The 20825-nt window shown below is 44.0% G+C and carries 22 protein-coding genes; 20 read left to right on the top strand and 2 right to left on the bottom strand.

Going from position 1 to position 20825, the window contains the following annotated elements; all coding sequences use genetic code 11:
• The first annotated feature begins 5 nt into the window (after positions 1 to 5).
• The 3 genes from lldR (at position 6) to dld (ending at position 4090) form a co-directional block, all read left to right on the top strand.
• Positions 6 to 758 carry a transcriptional regulator LldR gene (gene lldR / locus NQU59_RS02970; protein WP_257064943.1) on the top strand — a complete coding sequence of 251 codons (753 nt, stop codon included), beginning with the start codon at positions 6 to 8 and terminating at the stop codon, positions 756 to 758.
• Positions 755 to 1900, top strand: coding sequence for an FMN-dependent L-lactate dehydrogenase LldD (gene lldD, locus NQU59_RS02965; RefSeq protein WP_005240556.1), 1146 nt, complete (start codon positions 755 to 757; stop codon positions 1898 to 1900). Before lldR ends, lldD begins: the two co-directional genes overlap by 4 nt.
• Positions 1901 to 2383: 483 nt before the next feature.
• Entirely contained in the window at positions 2384 to 4090 is a 1707-nt protein-coding gene (dld, locus tag NQU59_RS02960) for a D-lactate dehydrogenase (RefSeq protein WP_257064940.1), read from the top strand.
• A gap of 58 nt (positions 4091 to 4148) precedes the next feature.
• On the opposite strand, the gene NQU59_RS02955 is transcribed toward dld, so the two are convergent.
• A complete protein-coding gene (locus NQU59_RS02955) occupies positions 4149 to 5363 on the bottom strand; it encodes an amino acid aminotransferase (RefSeq protein ID WP_257064938.1) in 1215 nt (404 codons plus the stop codon).
• A gap of 452 nt (positions 5364 to 5815) precedes the next feature.
• Here NQU59_RS02955 and NQU59_RS02950 point away from each other — a divergent pair, with 452 nt between their 5' ends.
• The 16 genes from NQU59_RS02950 to NQU59_RS02875 all read left to right on the top strand — a co-directional run bounded on the left by NQU59_RS02950 (position 5816) and on the right by NQU59_RS02875 (position 18890).
• Positions 5816 to 6526 (top strand): GntR family transcriptional regulator, encoded by a 711-nt coding sequence (locus NQU59_RS02950; protein WP_005186499.1) that lies wholly within the window; start codon positions 5816 to 5818, stop codon positions 6524 to 6526.
• Positions 6519 to 7403 carry a methylisocitrate lyase gene (gene prpB / locus NQU59_RS02945; protein ID WP_257064935.1) on the top strand — a complete coding sequence of 295 codons (885 nt, stop codon included), beginning with the start codon at positions 6519 to 6521 and terminating at the stop codon, positions 7401 to 7403. Before NQU59_RS02950 ends, prpB begins: the two co-directional genes overlap by 8 nt.
• 118 nt (positions 7404 to 7521) lie before the next feature.
• Positions 7522 to 8679 (top strand): bifunctional 2-methylcitrate synthase/citrate synthase, encoded by a 1158-nt coding sequence (gene prpC, locus NQU59_RS02940; protein WP_005240547.1) that lies wholly within the window; start codon positions 7522 to 7524, stop codon positions 8677 to 8679.
• Complete coding sequence (acnD, locus tag NQU59_RS02935; RefSeq protein WP_257064934.1) at positions 8679 to 11285, top strand: Fe/S-dependent 2-methylisocitrate dehydratase AcnD; 2607 nt, start codon at positions 8679 to 8681, stop codon at positions 11283 to 11285. Before prpC ends, acnD begins: the two co-directional genes overlap by 1 nt.
• Positions 11286 to 11496: 211 nt before the next feature.
• A complete protein-coding gene (locus NQU59_RS02930; protein WP_016653313.1) occupies positions 11497 to 11727 on the top strand; it encodes an antitoxin in 231 nt (76 codons plus the stop codon).
• Positions 11727 to 12146 (top strand): type II toxin-antitoxin system tRNA(fMet)-specific endonuclease VapC, encoded by a 420-nt coding sequence (vapC, locus tag NQU59_RS02925; RefSeq protein ID WP_257064929.1) that lies wholly within the window; start codon positions 11727 to 11729, stop codon positions 12144 to 12146. Before NQU59_RS02930 ends, vapC begins: the two co-directional genes overlap by 1 nt.
• 130 nt (positions 12147 to 12276) lie before the next feature.
• Entirely contained in the window at positions 12277 to 12420 is a 144-nt protein-coding gene (locus NQU59_RS02920; RefSeq protein ID WP_004637424.1) for a zinc ribbon-containing protein, read from the top strand.
• 127 nt (positions 12421 to 12547) lie between these two features.
• The gene (locus NQU59_RS02915; RefSeq protein WP_257066129.1) at positions 12548 to 13123 is read left to right on the top strand and encodes a DUF4126 domain-containing protein; all 576 of its coding nucleotides are present in this window, start codon (positions 12548 to 12550) and stop codon (positions 13121 to 13123) included.
• Positions 13124 to 13166: 43 nt separating this feature from the next.
• Positions 13167 to 13868 carry a hypothetical protein gene (locus NQU59_RS02910; RefSeq protein ID WP_257064928.1) on the top strand — a complete coding sequence of 234 codons (702 nt, stop codon included), beginning with the start codon at positions 13167 to 13169 and terminating at the stop codon, positions 13866 to 13868.
• A gap of 148 nt (positions 13869 to 14016) precedes the next feature.
• Positions 14017 to 14256 (top strand): DUF6868 family protein, encoded by a 240-nt coding sequence (locus tag NQU59_RS02905; protein ID WP_257064927.1) that lies wholly within the window; start codon positions 14017 to 14019, stop codon positions 14254 to 14256.
• Positions 14257 to 14372: 116 nt separating this feature from the next.
• Positions 14373 to 15077 carry a DUF1003 domain-containing protein gene (locus NQU59_RS02900; RefSeq protein WP_144583637.1) on the top strand — a complete coding sequence of 235 codons (705 nt, stop codon included), beginning with the start codon at positions 14373 to 14375 and terminating at the stop codon, positions 15075 to 15077.
• Positions 15078 to 15220: 143 nt separating this feature from the next.
• Entirely contained in the window at positions 15221 to 16108 is an 888-nt protein-coding gene (locus tag NQU59_RS02895) for a DMT family transporter (RefSeq protein WP_257064925.1), read from the top strand.
• Positions 16109 to 16673: 565 nt separating this feature from the next.
• Positions 16674 to 17126, top strand: a complete 453-nt coding sequence (locus NQU59_RS02890) for a hypothetical protein (protein WP_032879537.1) — start codon at positions 16674 to 16676, stop codon at positions 17124 to 17126.
• A gap of 97 nt (positions 17127 to 17223) precedes the next feature.
• On the top strand, positions 17224 to 17889 hold the full coding sequence (locus NQU59_RS02885; RefSeq protein ID WP_257066125.1) for a pseudouridine synthase: 666 nt from the start codon (positions 17224 to 17226) through the stop codon (positions 17887 to 17889).
• Positions 17890 to 17913: 24 nt separating this feature from the next.
• Entirely contained in the window at positions 17914 to 18390 is a 477-nt protein-coding gene (locus NQU59_RS02880) for a GNAT family N-acetyltransferase (protein WP_005240528.1), read from the top strand.
• 134 nt (positions 18391 to 18524) lie between these two features.
• On the top strand, positions 18525 to 18890 hold the full coding sequence (locus NQU59_RS02875; RefSeq protein ID WP_005240526.1) for a ribonuclease E inhibitor RraB: 366 nt from the start codon (positions 18525 to 18527) through the stop codon (positions 18888 to 18890).
• A 59-nt stretch (positions 18891 to 18949) separates the two neighbouring features.
• Here NQU59_RS02875 and NQU59_RS02870 read toward each other — a convergent pair whose 3' ends face one another.
• Positions 18950 to 19417 (bottom strand): Lrp/AsnC ligand binding domain-containing protein, encoded by a 468-nt coding sequence (locus NQU59_RS02870; RefSeq protein ID WP_004773316.1) that lies wholly within the window; start codon positions 19415 to 19417, stop codon positions 18950 to 18952.
• A 139-nt stretch (positions 19418 to 19556) separates the two neighbouring features.
• Here NQU59_RS02870 and NQU59_RS02865 point away from each other — a divergent pair, with 139 nt between their 5' ends.
• On the top strand, positions 19557 to 20813 hold the full coding sequence (locus NQU59_RS02865; RefSeq protein WP_005240523.1) for a D-amino acid dehydrogenase: 1257 nt from the start codon (positions 19557 to 19559) through the stop codon (positions 20811 to 20813).
• Positions 20814 to 20825 lie beyond the last annotated feature (12 nt).

Here is a 20825-nt window from a genome sequence, read left to right as displayed (position 1 = left end):
ATGTGATGAGAATCTCCGATCAAGTGGTCATGAAATTACAGGCACTCATTGAGCAACGCCAGATGAAACAAGGTGATCGCTTACCTGCCGAGCGTCAACTGGCGACCAGCTTAGGCGTATCTCGTCCGTCCTTGCGTGAAGCGATCCAACAGTTGAATAGTCAGGGCGTGCTCAGTAGCCGCCGTGGTGATGGCACTTATATCCAACAGTTACCTGAGCAATGGCCGCAACAGCTCATCGTCAATCCGATCAGTCCTTTGATTGAAGAAGATCCACTGTATCGTTTTGATGTACAAGAAGCCCGTTTATTACTGGAAGGCGGCACGGCATGTTATGCGGCATTGCGTTCAACCGCTGAAGATCGTGCCAAAATCCATCATTATTTTGATGAGATCAGCCGTTATCAAAATGCAGGCGATTCAGCCCGAGCGGCGGTTGCAGATGCAGAATTTCATCTGGCGATTGCGGAAGCTTCACACAATATTGTGTTGATCCAGATGATGCGCGGTTTGTTTGACTTGTTGCAATACAACGTCTTGCTCGGGCGTAACAAAGTTTATAACCATCCTGTCAATGGTGACTTGCTCAGTGAGCAGCATTTTCAGGTGATGGATGCGATTGATCGTCAAGATCCCGAGGCTGCGCGCCAGGCGGTGTGTGGGCATATTGAATTTGTGATTAATCATGTACGTGCTCTGGGCGAAGACGAAGCGCGCCAGAAACGTGCAACACGTTTAACGAGAGTGGACTTAAAATGATTATTTCTTCTGGCAATGATTATCGTGCTGCGGCACAGCGTCGTTTACCGCCATTTTTATTTCACTATATCGATGGCGGTGCCTATTCTGAACATACCTTAAAGCGCAATGTACAGGATCTTTCTGAGATTGCCTTGCGTCAACGGGTATTGAATGACATGTCCGCACTGAGTCTGGAAACCAAACTGTTTAATGAAACTCTGTCGATGCCAGTGGCATTAGCACCTGTGGGCTTAACTGGTATGTACGCACGTCGTGGTGAAGTACAAGCAGCGGTAGCAGCAGATCAAAAGGGTATTCCATTTACTTTATCAACGGTTTCCGTCTGTCCGATTGAAGAAGTGGCACCTGCAATTCAGCGTCCAATGTGGTTCCAGCTGTACGTGTTGCGTGATCGTGGCTTTATGCGTAATGCCTTGGAACGTGCGAAAGCGGCAGGTTGTTCAACACTAGTGTTTACCGTGGATATGCCAGTGCCGGGTGCGCGCTATCGCGATGCGCATTCAGGGATGAGTGGTCCAAATGCGGCGATGCGTCGTTATATGCAGTCTATGTTTCATCCGCATTGGGCATGGAATGTCGGGATGTGTGGTCGTCCGCATGATTTGGGCAATATCTCGAAATACTTAGGTAAACCGACTGGGCTTGAAGATTATATCGGCTGGTTAGGTTCTAATTTCGATCCGTCGATTTCATGGAAAGATCTGGAGTGGATTCGTGAGTTTTGGGATGGTCCGATGGTGATTAAGGGTATTCTGGACCCTGAGGATGCTAAAGATGCAGTCCGTTTTGGTGCAGATGGCATCGTAGTCTCCAATCATGGTGGGCGGCAACTGGATGGGGTGCTGTCTTCTGCACGTGCTTTGCCTGCAATTGCCGATGCAGTGAAAGGCGATTTGGCGATTCTGGCAGACTCTGGCATTCGTAATGGTCTGGATGTGGTGCGGATGTTGGCCTTGGGTGCGGATACGGTGTTATTGGGCCGTGCCTTTGTTTATGCCTTGGCGGCAGCAGGTGGGCAAGGGGTATCAAACTTGCTGGATTTGATTGAGAAGGAAATGCGTGTGGCGATGACCTTAACAGGGGCTAAGTCGATTCAGGAGATTAATGCGGATTGTTTGGTACAGGCTTTGAGACTCTAAATTTTCGTATTAATACGTTGTGTGTCTATTTCTGATGAGATTGGCGAGACAGAGTCTTATCGAGAAAATTTCAATGTAAGGCACTAATTGGCGTTACTTTTTTAAAAAAGTAACCAAAAACCTTTGTTTCGATGACGGTACGTTCTTGCTACCGCATCGAAACAGGCGGCATCCTTGCCGCCGACGTGTAGCCACTTAGGTTAAGAAATTAGTTGCTGGTGCTAAACGTCACTTACAGCCTGTGTTTTGTTGGTAAGATATTGTTTTTGCAGTATAACTTTGAAAATGGATGCAATAAACAGGTTCTGTAATTGACTGCCTTTGGTCTTGCGTGCCTTTAGCCGCCACTCAGGGCAAAACCAAAGTAACAGAATGAGTTGCTTTCGTCATAACTTATATACCGTAAGACTCTGCCGTGCTGATCTAGTTTTAGCATGCATAAGATATAGCTAGATTTTATATGGATGATCCAAAGGAGCCATCATGCAAACATTTTCTCCCAAAGCGATGATTGATCGTTTACAGCAGATTGTTGGGCGGCAACATGTGCTGAGTGATGATCAAAGTACCCGCCAGTATCGACAAGGTCGTCGTTTTGGTGAGGGTAAAGTCTTTGCAGTGGTGATTCCTGGCACCTTGCTGGAACAGTGGCAGGTATTACAAGCAGCGATTGAAGCAGATTGTATTGTCATCATGCAAGCGGCCAATACGGGCCTGACCGGTGGTTCAACCCCCTATGGTGATGATTATGACCGCCCCGTGTTGGTAATGAGTACGCGCCGTTTAAAAGGCATTCAGGTGATTCATGACGGTCAGCAGGTGATTTGTTTACCTGGCGCGACTTTGGACAATCTGGAACAGATACTGAAAGGCTATGATCGTGAGCCGCATTCGGTGATTGGTTCTTCCTGCATTGGCGCTTCGGTATTGGGTGGGGTGTGTAATAACTCAGGTGGTGCCTTGGTACGTCGTGGTCCTGCTTATACGGAGTTAGCACTGTATGCGCAGGTCAATGCCCAAGGTCAGCTGGAGTTGGTGAATCATCTGGGCGTGAATTTGGGCGCAACACCAGAAGAAATCCTGACCCGTTTAGAACAGCAGCAATATCAAGCCACAGATATTTTAGATGATGCAGAAAAACAGGCATCCGATCAGCGTTATGCGCAAGATGTCACCCAAGTCGATGCCGATAGCCCTGCACGTTTTAATGCCGATCCATCCCGTCTGTTTGAAGCCTCAGGTTCGGCAGGGAAAGTCTGCGTGTTTGCGGTACGTCTGGATACCTATGAAAAGGTAGAGAGCAATGTCTTTTATATTGGCAGCAATGATGCCGACGACCTGACTGCGATCCGTCGTTATTTATTGACTTCATTGCCAAGCTTGCCGATCGCAGGCGAATATATTCACCGCGATGCGTATCATATTGGTGAAAAATATGGCAAAGATACCTTTTTGTTTATTGAGAACTTTGGCACGGCCAATGTGCCCAAAGCTTTTGCACTGAAAGACAAGGTCGATGGCTTTTTAGAAAAATTTAAAATCAAAGGACTGACTGATCATCTTTTACAAGCCATCACTAGTTTGTTACCGAGCCATTTACCCAAACGGATGACTGAATATCGTGATCGTTATGAACATCATCTGATGTTACGCGTTGAAAATAATTGCAAAGCCCAGACCGAGCAATTTTTACAAGATTATTTTAAAGTCCATCCCTCTGGCAATTTTTTCCTTTGTGATGCGGATGAAGGGCGTAAAGCCTTTTTGCATCGTTTTGCAGTGGCAGGTGCAGCAATTCGTTATCGTGATACCCATCGGGATGAAGTTGAGGATATTGTGGCTTTGGACATTGCCTTACGTCGTAATGATCGTGAGTGGGTCGAGCAATTGCCTGCGGAGATGGAACAGCAGATCATGCATAAGCTTTATTATGGACACTTTTTCTGTCATGTGTTTCATCAGGATTATATTCTTAAAAAGGGCAATGATCCTTTAGCGATGGAACATCAAATGTGGCATTTGTTGGATGCACGCCGTGCAGAATATCCTGCCGAGCATAATGTCGGTCATTTGTATATTGCCAAGCCTGCATTGGTCAATTTTTACCAGAAACTTGATCCGAATAATTGTTTTAATGTCGGGATTGGGCACACTTCTAAATTGAAGTATTGGGGCAAGGCCAAGTCCTGACTTTAAATAAAACAGGCAATAAAAAAGGCGCCGTAGCGCCTTTTTAAATCGTTACAACTTAAGCGGTTGCAGCAGATTTTGCTAAAACTTCAGCCATAGCTTTGGCAACTTTGTATACGTTATTCATGTTCAGGCCTGCAACACAGATACGACCACTGCGTACCAAGTAGATTGCATATTCTTCACGAAGAATGTCCACTTGCTCAGCGGTTAAACCTGTATAGCTGAACATGCCTTTTTGATTCACAAGGTAGCTAAAGTCACGCTCAGGAAGGGCTTTAGTTAGCTCATCTTTTAAGATGCTACGCATTTTGATAATACGTTCACGCATCTCTTTCACTTCGCCTTGCCATTGTTGATTGAGATCAGCGTCATTTAACACTTGATCAACCAACCATGCACCTGTTGTTGGTGGGCTAGAGTAGATACGACGTACTGTAGCTTTCAACTGACCGAATGTGCATTTTGCTGCTTCAGCATCGTCACATACGAAAGTCAGACCGCCAACACGCTCACCGTAAAGTGAGAAGATTTTTGAGAACGAGTTGCTGACAATAAAGTTCAGACCTGCTTGGTCTAGGGCACGGATGGCATAAGCATCTTGTTCCATACCATCGCCAAAACCTTGATACGCGATGTCGAGGAATGGAATCAGGTTACGTTCTTTTAATACCACAATCACTTGATCCCATTGTGCTGGGTTCAAGTCTGCACCTGTTGGGTTATGGCAGCATGGGTGCAATAACACAATGCTTTGTTCTGGCAATGTTTTTAACGTAGACAACATGCCATCAAAATCAACACCACGTGTTTCAGCATCGAAGTATGGATAGAAGTTGCTCTTGATACCAGCACCATTGAAGATGGCAACGTGGTTATCCCAAGTTGGTTGGCTGACCCAAACTTCTGAATTTGGGAAGTAGGTTTTTAAGAAGTCTGCACCGACTTTTAATGCACCAGAACCACCCAATGTTTGAATTGTAGCAACACGACCTTGTTGAATTGCAGGGCTATTGGCACCAAACAATAAGGCTTGAATCGCATCACGGTAAGGTTTGAAACCTTCCATTGGTAAATAAAGCTTGGTTTGCGTATTTTTAGGGGCAATACGTTTTTGCGCTTCGATGATGGTATCAAGCTGAGGAACAATACTGTCTTCGTTATAGTACAAACCAATACTGAGGTTGACCTTTTCAGCACGTGGATCAGCATTAAACTGTTCCATCAATGAAAGGATCGGATCGCCTGCATAAGGTGGGATATGTTGAAACATTAACAATGTCCTTTTCTTCAACAAAGTGCATAGATGTCTGGGGAGGTCGGCGCTTTAGAAGCGGAACCTTTGATGCCCAATAATGTATCAATAAAGACTGCATGAAGCACGCTGTTATTTACATTTTGGTGCAGTATTTACTTACAAAATTTGTCGCTACAAGCTGATTATAAAGATTGTCTACAATCAAGCTGTCATACCATGGTCGTAGCATGAACAGTCTAAGCCTGCTCAGCCGATCAAAGCTTAGGTTTATGTGATGATTTTAAACATCATAACCTATTGTTTTATCTATTTTTATATGAGATTTTTGGCCGTGTGTTGATCAGCCGCTGAGTGATCACAATCCAGTAGAATTGAAAGCACTAGTCTAACTTACTGTCGACAATCCTATTGCATTTTTTCTTTTATCTGGTTATAAAATCATAAAAATTGTAGAGATTGTCGACAATATGCAAGATACCCTTGTTCCTCAAGCCCTCAGCACCAGTCAGGGAATGACCCTGACGGAACACGTATTCAAGCAAATTCAGTCGGCGATTGTATTGGGACATATTCCTGCGGGCAGCAAGATTTCAGAACCTGAACTGGCACGGATATATGGCATCAGTCGCGGGCCTTTACGTGAAGCGATTCACCGTCTGGAAGGGCAGAAACTGGTAGAGCGAACTGCCCATGTCGGTGCCCGTGTGGTGTCACTGTCGCTACAGCAGTTTCAAGAACTCTATCAAATTCGTGCTTCTTTAGAAGGCTTAGCCTGCAAACTCGCAGCACAGCATATTGATAAAAAACAGATTCTGGCCTTGCGTGATGTATTGCGGATGCATGCCGAGGATGAAAACTTTAAAGCAGGTAAGGGCTACTATCTACAAGAAGGCCAAGACGATTTCCATTACTGCATCATCAAAAGCAGTGGCAATAAAACCCTCGAAAAAATGTTATGCGATGAGCTGTATCACCTCATCCGGATGTATCGAATCCAGTTTTCAAATACCCCAGATCGCCCAAGTAAAGCTTGGGACGAACATATCCGCATTTTAGATGCGATTGCTGAAGGTGACGGTGAGCTTGCCGAAATGCTGATGCACCGTCATATCAATGCATCCTACAAAATTGTTGAGCAAACATTGCTACAAAATCAAGGAGAACAACAACATGGCTAAACAGTCTGCTGGTCAGCTATTCCGCGACGCGGTCGCAAATGAAAAACCATTACAAGTGGTGGGTGCGATCAATGCCAACCATGCGTTATTGGCAAAACGCGCAGGCTATAAAGCGATCTACTTATCTGGTGGTGGTGTGGCTGCAGGTTCTTTGGGCTTACCTGATTTGGGTATCAGTAACCTTGATGATGTATTGACCGATGTACGCCGTATTACCGATGTGTGTGATCTGCCATTGTTGGTGGATGTCGACACCGGTTTCGGGGCATCTGCGTTTAATATCGCACGTACCACCAAGTCGATGATCAAATTCGGTGCTGCTGCGATGCATATCGAAGACCAAGTCGGTGCCAAGCGTTGTGGTCATCGTCCGAATAAAGCCATCGTGACTCAACAAGAAATGGTCGATCGTATTAAAGCTGCGGTCGATGCGCGTACCGATGACAGCTTTGTAATCATGGCGCGTACTGATGCGCTTGCAGTTGAAGGCTTACAAGCTGCAATTGACCGTGCGGGTGCTTATATCGAAGCAGGTGCAGACATGCTATTCCCAGAAGCGATCACTGAATTGGCCATGTATAAGCAATTTGCTGATCTGACCAAAGTGCCCGTTTTAGCCAATATCACCGAATTTGGTTCAACGCCATTATTTACGACGGAAGAATTGGCTTCTGCCCATGTCAGCATCGCGCTCTACCCACTGTCTGCATTCCGTGCTATGAATAAGGCCGCAGAAAATGTTTATGAGACTTTGCGTAAAGAAGGCACGCAAAAGAATGTGGTCGATACCATGCAAACCCGTCAAGAACTGTATGAACGCATTAACTACCATGCGTTTGAACAATATCTTGATGCATCGTTTGAAAAAGCAAAATAAGAAATCCCCCTAAATCCCCCTTTGAAAAAGGGGGACTTCCCTCCCTTTCCAAAGGGAGGGCTAGGGAGGGATTTTAGAACTCATAATTCACATAGAAAGAACAGAAAAGGACAATCTTATGAGTAGTAATGAAACAACAACAGGCTTCAAACCAAAAAAATCAGTTGCCCTCAGCGGACAAGTGGCAGGTAACACTGCACTCTGTACCGTAGGCCGCAGCGGCAACGACTTGCACTACCGTGGCTATGACATTCTTGACCTTGCCGTCGGCAGCCAATTTGAAGAAGTGGCACACCTTCTGGTACACGGCAAACTTCCAAACAAAGCCGAACTCAAAGCCTATAAAGCAAAATTAAAAGCATTGCGTGGCTTACCTGCTGCATTGAAAACTGCGCTTGAGCAATTGCCACCGTCTGCACACCCAATGGATGTAATGCGTACGGGTGTCTCTGTGTTGGGTTGCTTAACCCCAGAACACGAAGACCACAACGAAGCAGGCGCAAAAGACATCGCTGATAAATTGATGGCAAGCTTGGGCTCAATGTTGTTGTACTGGTATCACTTCAGTAACAATGGTCGTCGTATTGAAGTTGAAACCAATGATGATTCGATTGCTGCGCATTTCTTGCATCTATTGCATGGTGAAGCACCATCAGAAGAATGGATTCAAGCCATGCACACCTCATTGATTCTGTATGCAGAGCATGAGTTCAATGCCTCAACCTTTACGTCACGTGTGGTGGCAGGGACAGGTTCAGACATGTACTCGGCAATCACAGGCGGTATCGGTGCGTTACGTGGCCCTAAACATGGTGGTGCAAATGAAGTGGCGTTTGTGATTCAACAGCGTTATGACAATGCAGATGAAGCAGAAGCAGATATTCGTAGCCGTGTGGAGAAAAAAGAAGTGGTGATCGGTTTTGGTCACCCAGTCTATACCGTTTCTGATCCACGTAATGAAGTGATCAAGCAAGTGGCGCGTGAACTTGCTGAAGCACAAGAAAATACCAAGATGTATCTGATCGCTGAACGTTTAGAAGCGGTGATGAAAGAAGTGAAGAACATGTTCCCGAATCTCGACTGGTTCAGTGCGGTGAGCTATCACTTGATGGGCGTTCCAACGGCAATGTTCACGCCATTATTCGTGATTGCACGTACTGCGGGTTGGTCTGCACATGTGATTGAGCAACGTCAAGACGGTAAAATCATTCGTCCAAGCGCGAATTATACTGGCCCTGAAAATCTTGAATTCAAACCATTGGCGGAGCGTGGTTAATGAACACAAAATATCGTAAACCGCTGGCAGGTACCCAGCTCGAATATTATGACGTGCGTCAAGCCGTTGAAGATATTCAGCCAGGTGCATATGCAACTTTGCCGTACACCTCGAAAGTGTTGGCTGAACAGCTGGTGCGCAAAGCTGATACAGAAAATTTAACCGAATACTTAAAGCAACTGATTGAACGCCGTCAAGATACCGATTTTCCATGGTATCCAGCGCGCGTGGTCTGTCACGACATTTTAGGTCAAACCGCATTGGTGGATCTTGCTGGTCTGCGTGATGCGATTGCAGACAAAGGCGGTGATCCTTCCAAGGTGAACCCCGTTGTGCCAACCCAGTTGATCGTTGATCACTCTTTGGCAGTGGAGTTTGGTGGCTTTGATCCTGACGCGTTTGAGAAAAACCGTGCAATCGAAGATCGTCGTAACGAAGACCGTTTCCACTTTATTGAGTGGACCAAAACCGCTTTTAAAAATGTCGACGTGATCCCTGCGGGCAACGGCATTATGCATCAGATCAACTTGGAGAAAATGTCTCCAGTGATTCAAAACCGTGACGGCTTGGCATTCCCAGATACTTGTGTTGGTACCGATTCACATACGCCACATACCGATGCGCTTGGCGTGATTTCAGTCGGTGTCGGTGGCTTAGAAGCTGAAAATGTCATGCTCGGTCGCGCGTCTTGGATGCGTCTGCCAGACATCATTGGGGTTGAATTTATCGGTCAGCGTCAAGCAGGGATTACTGCAACCGATATCGTCTTGGCATTAACCGAGTTCTTGCGTAAAGAACGTGTCGTCGGTGCATATCTTGAGTTCTTCGGTGAAGGTGCTGACAGCATGTCTGTGGGCGACCGTGCCACCATTTCAAATATGACCCCAGAATATGGCGCAACCGCGGCAATGTTCTACATCGACCAGAACACCATCGACTATTTACGCCTAACAGGTCGTGAAGATGCACAAGTGGCATTGGTTGAGCAATATGCTAAAGAAATCGGTCTTTGGGCATCTGATATGACCAAAGCTGAGTACCCACGTGTACTTCGTTTTGACCTTTCAACAGTGACTCGTAATATTGCAGGCCCATCAAATCCGCATGCACGTGTGTCTACCGCTGACTTGAAAGAAAAAGGCATTGCTGGTGTAGTTGAGAACCGTACCGATGGTTTAATGCCAGATGGCGCGATTATCATTGCTGCAATTACCTCATGTACCAATACTTCAAACCCACGTAATACCGTGGCGGCAGGTCTGTTGGCACGTAAAGCCAATGAACTCGGCTTGGTGCGTAAGCCTTGGGTAAAATCATCATTTGCACCGGGTTCAAAAGCAGCTGCGCTGTATCTTGAAGAAGCGGGTGTGTTGGGCGATCTAGAGAAACTTGGTTTTGGTATCGTGGCTTATGCATGTACTACGTGTAACGGTATGTCAGGCGCACTTGATCCCGTGATTCAACAAGAAATCATCGATCGTGATTTGTATGCGACTGCTGTGCTTTCGGGTAACCGTAACTTCGATGGTCGTATCCATCCATATGCAAAACAGGCATTCCTTGCATCTCCGCCGTTGGTTGTGGCCTATGCAATTGCAGGAACCATTCGTTTTGACATCGAAAAAGATGCGTTAGGTCATGATAAAGACGGTAACCCGATTTACCTAAAAGATATCTGGCCTTCAGACGCTGAAATTGATGCGCTGGTAAAAGAAGCGGTGAAGCCTGAACAGTTCCGTAAAGTCTATATTCCAATGTTTGACTTGGGCGAATTTGAACAAGCTGAAAGTCCGTTATATGACTGGCGTCCGCAAAGTACCTATATCCGCCGTCCACCATATTGGGAAGGGGCGTTGGCCGCACCACGTACTTTAGCCAATATGCGTCCATTGGCGATCTTAGGCGACAACATCACTACTGATCATTTGTCACCATCCAATGCAATCTTGATGGATTCGGCTGCGGGTGAATACCTGCACAAAATGGGCGTACCTGAGGAAGACTTTAACTCCTACGCTACCCATCGTGGTGACCATTTAACGGCACAACGTGCCACATTTGCGAATCCGAAACTGTTTAATGAAATGGTGGTTCGTTCAGACGGCAGCATTAAGCAGGGTTCAAAAGCACGTGTCGAGCCAGAAGGCGAAGTGATGCGTATGTGGGAAGCGATTGAAACCTACATGAACCGTAAGCAACCGTTGATCATTGTGGCGGGCGCGGATTATGGTCAGGGTTCAAGTCGTGACTGGGCGGCAAAAGGTGTTCGTCTTGCAGGTGTGGAAGCGATTGTTGCAGAAGGTTTTGAGCGTATTCATCGTACTAACTTAGTGGGTATGGGTGTTTTACCGCTTGAGTTTAAAGCTGGTGTAAACCGTAAAACTTTAAAGCTGGATGGTACTGAGCTTTATAGCGTGATTGGTAATATTGCACCGCGTTCGACCTTAACTTTAGTGATTGAGCGTGCCACAGCAGATGGTAAGGAAGAGATTGTTGAAGTGCCTGTGACCTGTCGCTTAGATACAGAAGAAGAAGTTTCTGTATATGAAGCGGGTGGTGTATTACAGCGTTTTGCGCAAGACTTTTTAGAAGGTCAAGTGGCTTAATACTTTGATCTGAAAGTGATTGATATTGTGATGAAAAGACTCTACTTCGTGTAGGGTCTTTTATTTTTTATAAGAGGAGGATACTTAGGGTTGAAGTGAAGGATTATAGTGTTAGTCAGTATTGTGCTTTTATTTTAATTAAATTTTGTTGGTAAAATGATCAAATAGTATCTATCATAAGGTATATATCAAAACGGTTGGAGTAGCGACAATGTCTACCGCAAAAGTTTTTATGACCGGGCGCAGCCAAGCGATTCGTTTACCTAAAGAATTTCGATTTGAAGGTACAGAAGTTGAAATATTTCGCCGTGGTGATGAAGTGATCCTACGTGAAAAGCCAATTACCGCGGAACACTTATTCAATGTATTGGCACAAATGCCAGATGATTTTTATGCAGAAGAAAGAGTGGATCAACCACCACAAGAACGAGAAGAATTCTAATGCAGGCACAATATTTATTGGATACCAATATTTGTATCTATATCAGCAAACATCAGCCTGAAAGTGTCCGTCAGCATTTTGAAAAACATCTTCCCAATCGGAATATTTTAATCTCGGTGATTACCTTGGGCGAACTACGTTTTGGCGCTGAAAAAAGTCAAAGCAAAGAAAAAGCATTAAAAGTCATTGATGAGTTTACCTCAATGATTCAAGTCGCCGAATTAGATGAAGATGTTGCGGATCATTATGCACAAATACGTCAAGCGCTTTCTTCTAGAAGTCAGATCATTGGATCTAATGATTTATGGTTGGCAGCGCATGCCAGAGCAAATAATTGGGTAATGGTCACCAATAATGAAAAAGAGTTTTTACGTGTTGATGGATTGCGTGTGGAGAATTGGGTATCGAATCCCTTGTAACTCGTTTAAATTTTAAATAATCATCAAACTTCACCTTTCCGCCATCACCACCCGTCGGAAAGGTCAATAAATAATCAAAACTATCACGCTATAGTATATATACCATTTCTAAAATCTATGGAGAACAAAGATGGTCACTGCTGGCGAAAAACCTGGAACAGGCTTCTATTTTTGTGTTCAATGCGGACACCGCACCTATTTAGAAATTGGTACTGATCGTCTACCTCCGTGTACCAAATGCCTTGGCAATCAATTCAACAGTAAGAATGCCTAAGCCGCAAAATACCAAACAGTTACCCACTGTTTGAATAAAAGCCCTATCCCTTGATAGGGCTTTTTGTTACCTTAAAAATAAGATGTAAATAACAAGACCTGTCATCGGCATAGAAAGGAAATCCATGATGGAAACAATTTTAGGACTGTGTATTGGCGTGGGCCTAAGTGCAGCCTGTGGTTTTCGTGTCTTTGTGCCGCTCTTGGCCATGAGTATTGCCACCTTAATGGGTTGGTATCAACCTGCCCAAGTCTTTGAATGGTTGGCACTTCCATCGGTCTGTATGGCGTTGGGCTTTGCCACGATTTGTGAAATTGCAGCCTACTATGTGCCGTGGGTGGATAACCTGTTAGATAGCATTGCCACACCAGCGGCTGTGGTGGCAGGTACACTGACCACAATGGCAGTCAGTAGTGGTGAAATGTCCCAGTTTGCGACTTGGGCTGCCGCGTTAATCGTGGGTGGTGGAACAGCAGGCGTAGTGCAAATGAGTACGGTTGCAGCACGTGGGGTTTCGACGGCAACTACAGGTGGGTTGGGTAATTTTGTGATCTCAACAGGTGAGTTGATAGGCTCAATTGTGTTATCGATTCTGGCCTTTATCATGCCTGCGCTGATTGCGGTCTTGGTGATCGTTTTTATTATCGTTGCTGCACGCTGGATTCGTGCAAAAAAACAAGAGAAACTCAGTCATTCCTTATAAAAACAAGAACACCGTTAATAACTTGAATGGAGCGATATAAAAGATGATAAAGACTCAAATACTTGCAACATTATTAGCTTTTACAAGTTTATATGTACTTCCACATACAACATTTGCCCAAGAGCCACCCACAGCGGAAGAGCTTCAATTACGCAAAGACAAAGTCACCTATAAAGCTTATCTCCCTGCAAAATACCAACTTTTTAAAGCCATTGAAGGCGACCTAAATAAAGACGGCTTAAAGGATGTGGTGCTGATTGTCAAAGCCACTGACCCCAAAGCCTTTGTCGATCATGAATATTATGGACAGTTAGATCGTAACCGCCGTGGCGTCATTGTTTTATTCAATGAAAAAGGTAAATACATACCTATTGTCAGTAACCTCAGCTGTTTTAGCTCTGAAAATGAAGATGGCGGCGTCTATTTTCCACCTGAGCTATGGATGGAAATTAAAAATAACTTACTCAGTATTTATTATTCACATGGACGTTATGGCTATTGGCGTTATCTATTTCGCTTGGAAGACAAAGACCTACGCCTGATTGGTTATGATGATTCAAGCAATCATGGGCCTCTCATTCAAAGCCAAACCAGTATTAATTTTTTAACAGGCAAAAAAGTTTTTCGTGAAAATTTAAGCCAAGACCCAGAACAAGATCCAAGCTTTAAAGAAACATGGAGCAAAATCAATCAGGCACCGATCTATCTATCCAAAGTGAAAGACTTTGATGATTTAAGTTTTTAAGAGCGGGTGATTATTTTGATGATTGCTGCCATGCACTGGCACCGCTCAAACTGCCAAGAGAAAGAGATTGATTTGCGCTAAGTATTTTAAGTTTCAGATCATAAAAACCGCTTAAAATAACAACAATAACCAATGGAGGGAAACAGTCATGAACACTTTCCAGCTCACACAGTTTTTTCTTTACATGACGCTCTTTAACTATATCGTTTTAATCATCTGGTTCTTGGCTTTTATCTTTGCAAAAGGCTCGGTCAAACGACTACATGGGCAATGGTTCAACTTATCCGAACAGCAGTTTGATGCGATTCATTATGGCGGGATGGCGGTGTATAAAATCGGTATCTTATTATTCGGTCTCGCCCTTTATCTTGCCTTAAAGCTACTCTAAAATACGATTTTTGACTTGAGATTACAAAAGCATCACCGGTCAGCCCGATGCCGCAGGATAAAATTGAATAACAATAACCAGATAAATGAATAAATCTCACAAAGAGAGGATAAAGCATGAATGGAAAAACAGAATGTCGGATTTGCCTCGTTTGTAAAAAAAGTTTTCCTATTAAAAATTTGATCCCAATCGGGACGATACGTAAGGTGATTACTGAGGAAATTGCACAGGAGTTTCCTGAATGGAGTTCGCAAGACTATATTTGCCTGCCTGATTTAACCAAGTATCGTATGCAATATGTCCAGTCACTGTTAAATTCAGAACAAGGTGAGGTTTCAAATTTAGAGTACGATGTCCTGCAAAGTATGCAACACCATGATTTAATTAATAAGAATATAGAAAGTAAATTTGATCAAAACTGGACCTTTGGCGAACGATTGGCAGATAAAATCGCCTCATTTGGTGGCAGTTGGACCTTCCTGATTTGTTTTGCTGGTTTTTTGGTTATTTGGGTTTTAGTGAATACGGTTGTGATGGTGAAACATCCCGCAGACCCATATCCCTTTATTCTGTTGAACCTGATTTTGTCCTGCTTGGCCGCAGTGCAGGCCCCGATTATTATGATGAGTCAAAATCGTCAGGAAGCCAAAGACCGTTTACGTTCAGAAAATGACTATAAGGTGAATCTTAAAGCAGAACTGGAAATTCATAATTTACATGAAAAAATGGATCACCTTTTGATGCATCAATGGGATCGATTGGCAAAAATTCAGGAAATACAGCTCGACTTACTGGCTGAAATGAGCAAAAAGAAACTCTAGATGATGGATGGAATCAACATCGTCTGGTGTGGCGGATTGCTTGCCAAAAATATGCTGTACCACAGCAGAGTCTGAAGATGGCCATCGAAAAAATAAGCAGAACAGCGTAAATTAGCGGCACTGACAATATTGCGTTCAAGCTTATGATGCTTACTTGGATTTTATTTACCCTCATGGCTGCATTTATGCAGGCTTGGCGCAATGCATTTCAAAAACAACTCAGTACCAGCGTGGATGTCTATGGCACCACACTGGCAAGATTTATCTTTTCACCGATCTTTGCTTTTAGTTATTTGGCCTTTCTGTATTGGCGTCAGCCTGTCACAGTACCCGTGCATTTCTCTGATAAATTCTGGCTGTATATTGTGATTGCCGGGATTAGCCAGATTTATGCCACGGCCTTGATGGTCAGACTGTTTCAACAAAAAAATTATGCCATTGGGGTTGGACTTGCCAAAAGTGAAGCGATTTTGGCGGCTTTGGTCGCTGTTTTGTTCTTACAGGAACATCTCAGTGCGTGGGGTTGGGTCGGCGTGGTGATAGGTGCATTTGCGGTATTTTTACTGAGTAAAGGAAAACAGCAGTCTGATCTCTCCTTGAAAACCTTGATGATTGGACTGGGTAGTGGGCTGTGTTTTGCCATTACTTCTCTATTGGTGCGTGAAGCCAGTCTAGAACTGAGCGTATTGCCATTCTTGCACCGCGCTGCATGGGTGTTGTGCAGTTTGATCAGCTTCCAATGTATTGTACTGTTGATCTATCTCGGATTTTTTAGCCGACCGACCCTGTATAAAATGTGGCAGCGTGTGGGTTTAACTTTAAGAGTCAGTATCTGTAGCTTTTTGGCTTCAGTGGGCTGGTTTAGTGCCATGAGTATGCAGACCGTGGCAATTGTCAAAACGCTGGGTCAGGTGGAAATTTTATTTAGTTTGTTGATTTCAGCTTTTTTCTTTAAAGAAAAACTCGCCAAGACCGATCATTTAGGTCTATGGCTGGTGATCGTGGCGGCTATTATGGTGATTTGGGCCTAAACTAAAAGCCGTATTTGAAAAAATACACATGTAAATTTGAATTTATCGGAATATAAATCGTAGTTTTTATTGGATATGGAAAATATTTCAACTTTTAGCAATCAGTGTGCAAAATTATTTCATTGATAATCGAAAATAGCTGTTTTTAGGAAAACAATCCCGCCGTGATCTGCCTAAACTATGTCTCAAGGGTGTGAAAGGGATCGAAAAGAGTAGCATGCACCGACGCTTATAAAGCAAGTGTGTACGAACCCAAAAGGTCTCGATTCGGCTTAGGACGCTATAGATCAAAAGTTTATAGGCAAAGGTTATGGCTTACAAAGTCATAGGTGTTGAAGTAAACAACCTCTGTTTTCCCTTGATACCCTAAAAATTTAAGTAAATAGAAAAGAATAATCAGACCTAAATAATAAAAACTGTATCAATAAAATAAAAATGAATGTGAAATGAATCCTGAAATCCTGCCATTGTGAATATAAGTCGATATTTTTATATTAAAAAACAAAATGATATAATTACTTCGTATTTAAAAATTAAAAAAATGACAGCAATAGGTCACAGCATGATGAATCAGTTCGAGCTTAAAATCCGCTATCCGCATCAAATGAATCACAATGAAATCGATCATGTGGGCAGATTCGATTTGGCAACCATTTTAACCAAATTTGACGAGATGACGTGGCGTCAGCAGTTGGTGCGTCAATTGCAACTCAATGGTGTAGATACCCATTTTATTGTGACAGATCACCGTACTGAACAGACCTGTGTGATTACTCTGGATGCCTATGCCAAATCACAACAGCTTGAATTTAAATTGGACAGTGATATTCCCACCATCATTGCGAAAAAAGATCTATTTGGTTTGCTGACACGTAAAAGTAAAGAGCATATTTCGTTTAAACAACTGAGTCTTGCACGAGTTAAAGATTATCTGATTGCTTTTTTAAATCAGGATATTGCAACACTGGAACAGCATTATCAACAAGGTCTGAGCAAAGGGGTAAAGACAGCCTCTTGATTGTGCGGGTATCGCATTGAAATGAGATGTTGCGAAAGCCAATGACACTACTATAATCGTTCCCCATCCAGAACCTGATTCAATGTATGCTGCACTCATGCCTTTAAATGACAACTTTGTTTATGCACCCCCGCAAACACCCCTTGAGATCGTCTATGAAGATGAAGATTTGCTGGTGATCAATAAGCCTGCTGGGCTATTGTCGGTGATGGGGCGTTTACCAGAACATCAGGACAGTGCTTATTTACGGGTTTTGGAACAGTATCCTGCGGCCAAAGTCACGCATCGACTGGATATGGCAACCTCAGGCCTATTGATGTTTGCCAAACATCGCGATGCGGAAGTGGCGATCAGTAAAATGTTTCAGGCACGGACTGTCAAAAAATATTATCAAGCACTGGTGCAGGGTCAGATTCAGACAGAAGGCTGTGTGGAAGTACCCTTGATTACGGATTGGGAAAACCGTCCGCGTCAGATGGTGCATTTTGAATTGGGCAAGCCCGCCAAAACGCTATTTCAGTGTATGGCATATGATGCAGCAACTGACCAGAGCCGTGTGCGTTTAGAGCCGGTGACAGGACGTTCTCATCAATTACGGGTACATATGATGCATATCGGTCATCCGATCATGGGCGATAAGCTTTATCATCCAGAACCTGCCAAGTTCCATTTAACACGTATGGCGCTGCATGCGGCTTATCTGGCCTTCAAGCATCCGTTAAAATTGCATGATGTTGAAATTCATTCTCAGGTAAAGTTCTAAATCGAACCATCAATAGGCAAGTCCATGTATGCACCTCAACAAGCTGAATGGTCAACACTCTCCGAGATACAGCAACTACAACTCAAGGCACTTTTATTAGATGCCGATCCAAGCTGGGAGCAGGTGTCGCGCTATCTGTTCCAGTCAAAGCTCTTTATCATGTTGAATGATCAGGCACACATAATTGCCCAGCTCTGTTTATGGCAAAGTGATGATGAGCAAGCTGAAATTAAAAATCTGGCTGTAGATCCACACTATCAAGGGCAGGGCTTAGCCAAGGTATTGATTCAGCAGGTCATTGAAAGCGCCAAACTGCTCAATATCCAGACCCTATGGGTGAAAACGGGCAACTCGAGTCTGGACCAATTGGCGTTGTATCAGAAATGTGGCTTCCGTCTGTCCCATATCGAGCCAGATGTTTTTAAAGATTACCCAACACCGATGTATGAAAATGGCATTCGTTGTCTCGACCAAGTGGTACTTTCCATCGGTTTATCTTAAACAGCCGCGAGCGGATGTTTTAGCTTGATTATTTTTTGACTACAATATTGCTATTCACACGTCTAAAAACTGCAATAAAAATCGGTTACTCTATAGCCAAATACCAATTCCAAAACACAACAAAGGATATGCATATGACACGTGACTATGAGCAATTTCCAGACAACGATAATGGCAATGTACTGTGGCAGATGGTTGAAGATGGCAATGACCTGAATGAGCCACATGAGGTTGAATTTTCCATTGTTTTTGAAAAACAGGAACAAATTGAAAAATGTGCCTTACATCTTTTACATCAAGAACAGAAAATTTCCTTGTTTCAGGAAGAGCAGCACTCGGACGGGTCTGATCTGTGGGTGCTGAATATTCATGTCAATATGACGCTGGAATATGAAGACATCGCTGATCTGGAAGAATGGATGACCAAGATCGCGAAAGAGTTTAATGGCGAATATGATGGCTGGGGCTGTATGAGCTATATTTACGATGAAGATGAATAATCCCTTTTGCTATTTAAAAAGCCCGGAATTTCGGGCTTTTTATTGTAAGGGAGATGACTTTAAACGCCCATATCCAGATATAACGACTCTTTCACCTCTTCCATCACCACATAACTATGCGAGGATGCAGAGGCAGGCAGTTTTTTCAGTAAATCCCCTAATAGGCGGCGATAGGCACTCATTTCTTTAAGACGGGCTTTGACCAGATAATCAAACTCACCTGAGATCAGATGGCATTCCAGTACTTCGGGGATATCGACTAAATCCCGAGCCACCTGATCAAATACATCACCCGATTTAGCTGAAAGTTTGATCTCCAAAAACACCAACAAGTTGCGATCCACATATTCTGGATTGAGACGGGCGTAATAGCCCATGATGATGCCTTCACGTTCCAAACGCTTGACCCGCTCTGAGCAAGGCGTGGTGGATAAGTTGACCCGTGACGCCAATTCACTGATGGCAATCCGGCCTTCACGTTGCAAAATGTCCAAAATCAGGCGATCAATACGGTCTAATTTACGCATCATTTATTCCCTTTTATTTTAATTTTTCCGTGACGAAAACATTAAATTACCTAGATTATAGCGATAAAATCAGTGAAAAAAACTATTGATCCAAAAATATACTAGTTAAATAACCTAGTGTGTGCTTGAGGGATCTATTATGCGCGTAATTGTTTTAGGAAGTGGCGTCATTGGTGTGGCAAGTGCCTATTATCTTGCACAACAAGGTGCGCAAGTGACGGTACTTGACCGTCAATCAGGGCCTGCCAAAGAAACCAGTTTTGGTAATGCAGGCCAAATCTCTCCAGGATATTCAACCCCGTGGGCAGCGCCGGGCATTCCATTCAAAGCCGTGAAGTGGATGTTCCAGCATCATGCGCCATTGGCGATCAATATTGATGGCAGTATGTGGCAGTTGCAGTGGATGGCACAGATGCTGAAAAACTGTAACCCACACAGCTATGCCGTGAACAAAGAACGCATGATGCGTGTGGCAGAATACAGTCGTGACTGTTTGCGTGATTTAAGAGCACAAACTGGCATCAACTACGAAAACCGCTCTAAGGGCACCTTACAAGTGTTTCGTAGCGAGGCGCAACTTGAAGCGGTACAACGTGATATTCAAGTGTTGCAAGAATGTGGTGTCGACTTCGCTTTACTCAATGCGCAAGAATTGGCCAGTGTTGAACCTGCTTTAGGGTATACCGATAAATTGGTCGGTGGCCTCCATTTACCCAATGATGAAACGGGAGATTGCTATTTATTTACCAATGCCTTGGCAAAACTGGCCCAAGATTTGGGTGTGGAATTTAAGTTCGATCAGAATGTCGAAAACCTGATTGTTGAAGGCGATGAGATCAAAGGCGTCAAGGTTAATGGTGAAATCCTCACAGCGGATCGTTATGTCTTGGCCTTTGGTAGCTATTCTCGTGATTTCTTAAAACCACTGCAACTGAATTTACCAGTTTACCCTGTGAAAGGGTATTCACTGACCATTCCGATTGTCGAGCCAAAATTTGCACCACAATCAACGGTACTGGACGAAACCTACAAAGTCGCACTGACACGTTTTGACCAACGGATTCGCGTTGGGGGCATGGCAGAACTCAGTGGTTTTAATCTAGGCTTAAAAGAAGATCGTCGTGCCACTTTAGAGATGGTGACACAGGACTTGTTCCCGGGTGGGGATTTAGCTCAAGCTTCATTCTGGACAGGCCTACGTCCAATGACCCCAGACAGCACGCCGATTATTGGTGCAACCCAGTACAAGAACCTGTTCCTGAATACGGGACACGGGACTTTAGGTTGGACCATGGCTTGTGGTTCAGGCAAATTGATCAGTGATCTGGTCATGAACCACCGTCCTGACATCAGCACGGATGGTTTGTCGATTCAACGTTATTCACACGCTGCTTAATTGCACAGACAG

The sequence above is a fragment of the Acinetobacter colistiniresistens genome (genome assembly GCF_024582815.1).
In the GTDB taxonomy this organism is placed as follows: Bacteria; Pseudomonadota; Gammaproteobacteria; order Pseudomonadales; family Moraxellaceae; genus Acinetobacter.
The sequence above is the reverse complement of the archived record's forward strand: the minus strand, read 5'-3'. Positions and strand labels throughout refer to the sequence as shown.

Excerpts from the sequence above, each read along its gene's own strand:
- dld (WP_257064940.1), top strand. The coding sequence starts at position 2,384 with ATGCAAACATTTTCTCCCAAAGCGATGATTGATCGTTTACAGCAGATT.
- NQU59_RS02930 (WP_016653313.1), top strand. The coding sequence starts at position 11,497 with ATGTCTACCGCAAAAGTTTTTATGACCGGGCGCAGCCAAGCGATTCGT.
- acnD (WP_257064934.1), top strand. The coding sequence starts at position 8,679 with ATGAACACAAAATATCGTAAACCGCTGGCAGGTACCCAGCTCGAATAT.
- NQU59_RS02880 (WP_005240528.1), top strand. The coding sequence starts at position 17,914 with ATGTATGCACCTCAACAAGCTGAATGGTCAACACTCTCCGAGATACAG.
- prpB (WP_257064935.1), top strand. The coding sequence starts at position 6,519 with ATGGCTAAACAGTCTGCTGGTCAGCTATTCCGCGACGCGGTCGCAAAT.
- NQU59_RS02875 (WP_005240526.1), top strand. The coding sequence starts at position 18,525 with ATGACACGTGACTATGAGCAATTTCCAGACAACGATAATGGCAATGTA.
- NQU59_RS02900 (WP_144583637.1), top strand. The coding sequence starts at position 14,373 with ATGAATGGAAAAACAGAATGTCGGATTTGCCTCGTTTGTAAAAAAAGT.
- NQU59_RS02915 (WP_257066129.1), top strand. The coding sequence starts at position 12,548 with ATGGAAACAATTTTAGGACTGTGTATTGGCGTGGGCCTAAGTGCAGCC.
- lldR (WP_257064943.1), top strand. The coding sequence starts at position 6 with ATGAGAATCTCCGATCAAGTGGTCATGAAATTACAGGCACTCATTGAG.
- vapC (WP_257064929.1), top strand. The coding sequence starts at position 11,727 with ATGCAGGCACAATATTTATTGGATACCAATATTTGTATCTATATCAGC.
- NQU59_RS02890 (WP_032879537.1), top strand. The coding sequence starts at position 16,674 with ATGAATCAGTTCGAGCTTAAAATCCGCTATCCGCATCAAATGAATCAC.
- lldD (WP_005240556.1), top strand. The coding sequence starts at position 755 with ATGATTATTTCTTCTGGCAATGATTATCGTGCTGCGGCACAGCGTCGT.
- NQU59_RS02865 (WP_005240523.1), top strand. The coding sequence starts at position 19,557 with ATGCGCGTAATTGTTTTAGGAAGTGGCGTCATTGGTGTGGCAAGTGCC.
- NQU59_RS02910 (WP_257064928.1), top strand. The coding sequence starts at position 13,167 with ATGATAAAGACTCAAATACTTGCAACATTATTAGCTTTTACAAGTTTA.
- NQU59_RS02905 (WP_257064927.1), top strand. The coding sequence starts at position 14,017 with ATGAACACTTTCCAGCTCACACAGTTTTTTCTTTACATGACGCTCTTT.
- NQU59_RS02955 (WP_257064938.1), bottom strand. The coding sequence starts at position 5,363 with ATGTTTCAACATATCCCACCTTATGCAGGCGATCCGATCCTTTCATTG.
- NQU59_RS02950 (WP_005186499.1), top strand. The coding sequence starts at position 5,816 with ATGCAAGATACCCTTGTTCCTCAAGCCCTCAGCACCAGTCAGGGAATG.
- NQU59_RS02885 (WP_257066125.1), top strand. The coding sequence starts at position 17,224 with ATGCCTTTAAATGACAACTTTGTTTATGCACCCCCGCAAACACCCCTT.
- NQU59_RS02895 (WP_257064925.1), top strand. The coding sequence starts at position 15,221 with ATGATGCTTACTTGGATTTTATTTACCCTCATGGCTGCATTTATGCAG.
- NQU59_RS02920 (WP_004637424.1), top strand. The coding sequence starts at position 12,277 with ATGGTCACTGCTGGCGAAAAACCTGGAACAGGCTTCTATTTTTGTGTT.
- prpC (WP_005240547.1), top strand. The coding sequence starts at position 7,522 with ATGAGTAGTAATGAAACAACAACAGGCTTCAAACCAAAAAAATCAGTT.
- NQU59_RS02870 (WP_004773316.1), bottom strand. The coding sequence starts at position 19,417 with ATGCGTAAATTAGACCGTATTGATCGCCTGATTTTGGACATTTTGCAA.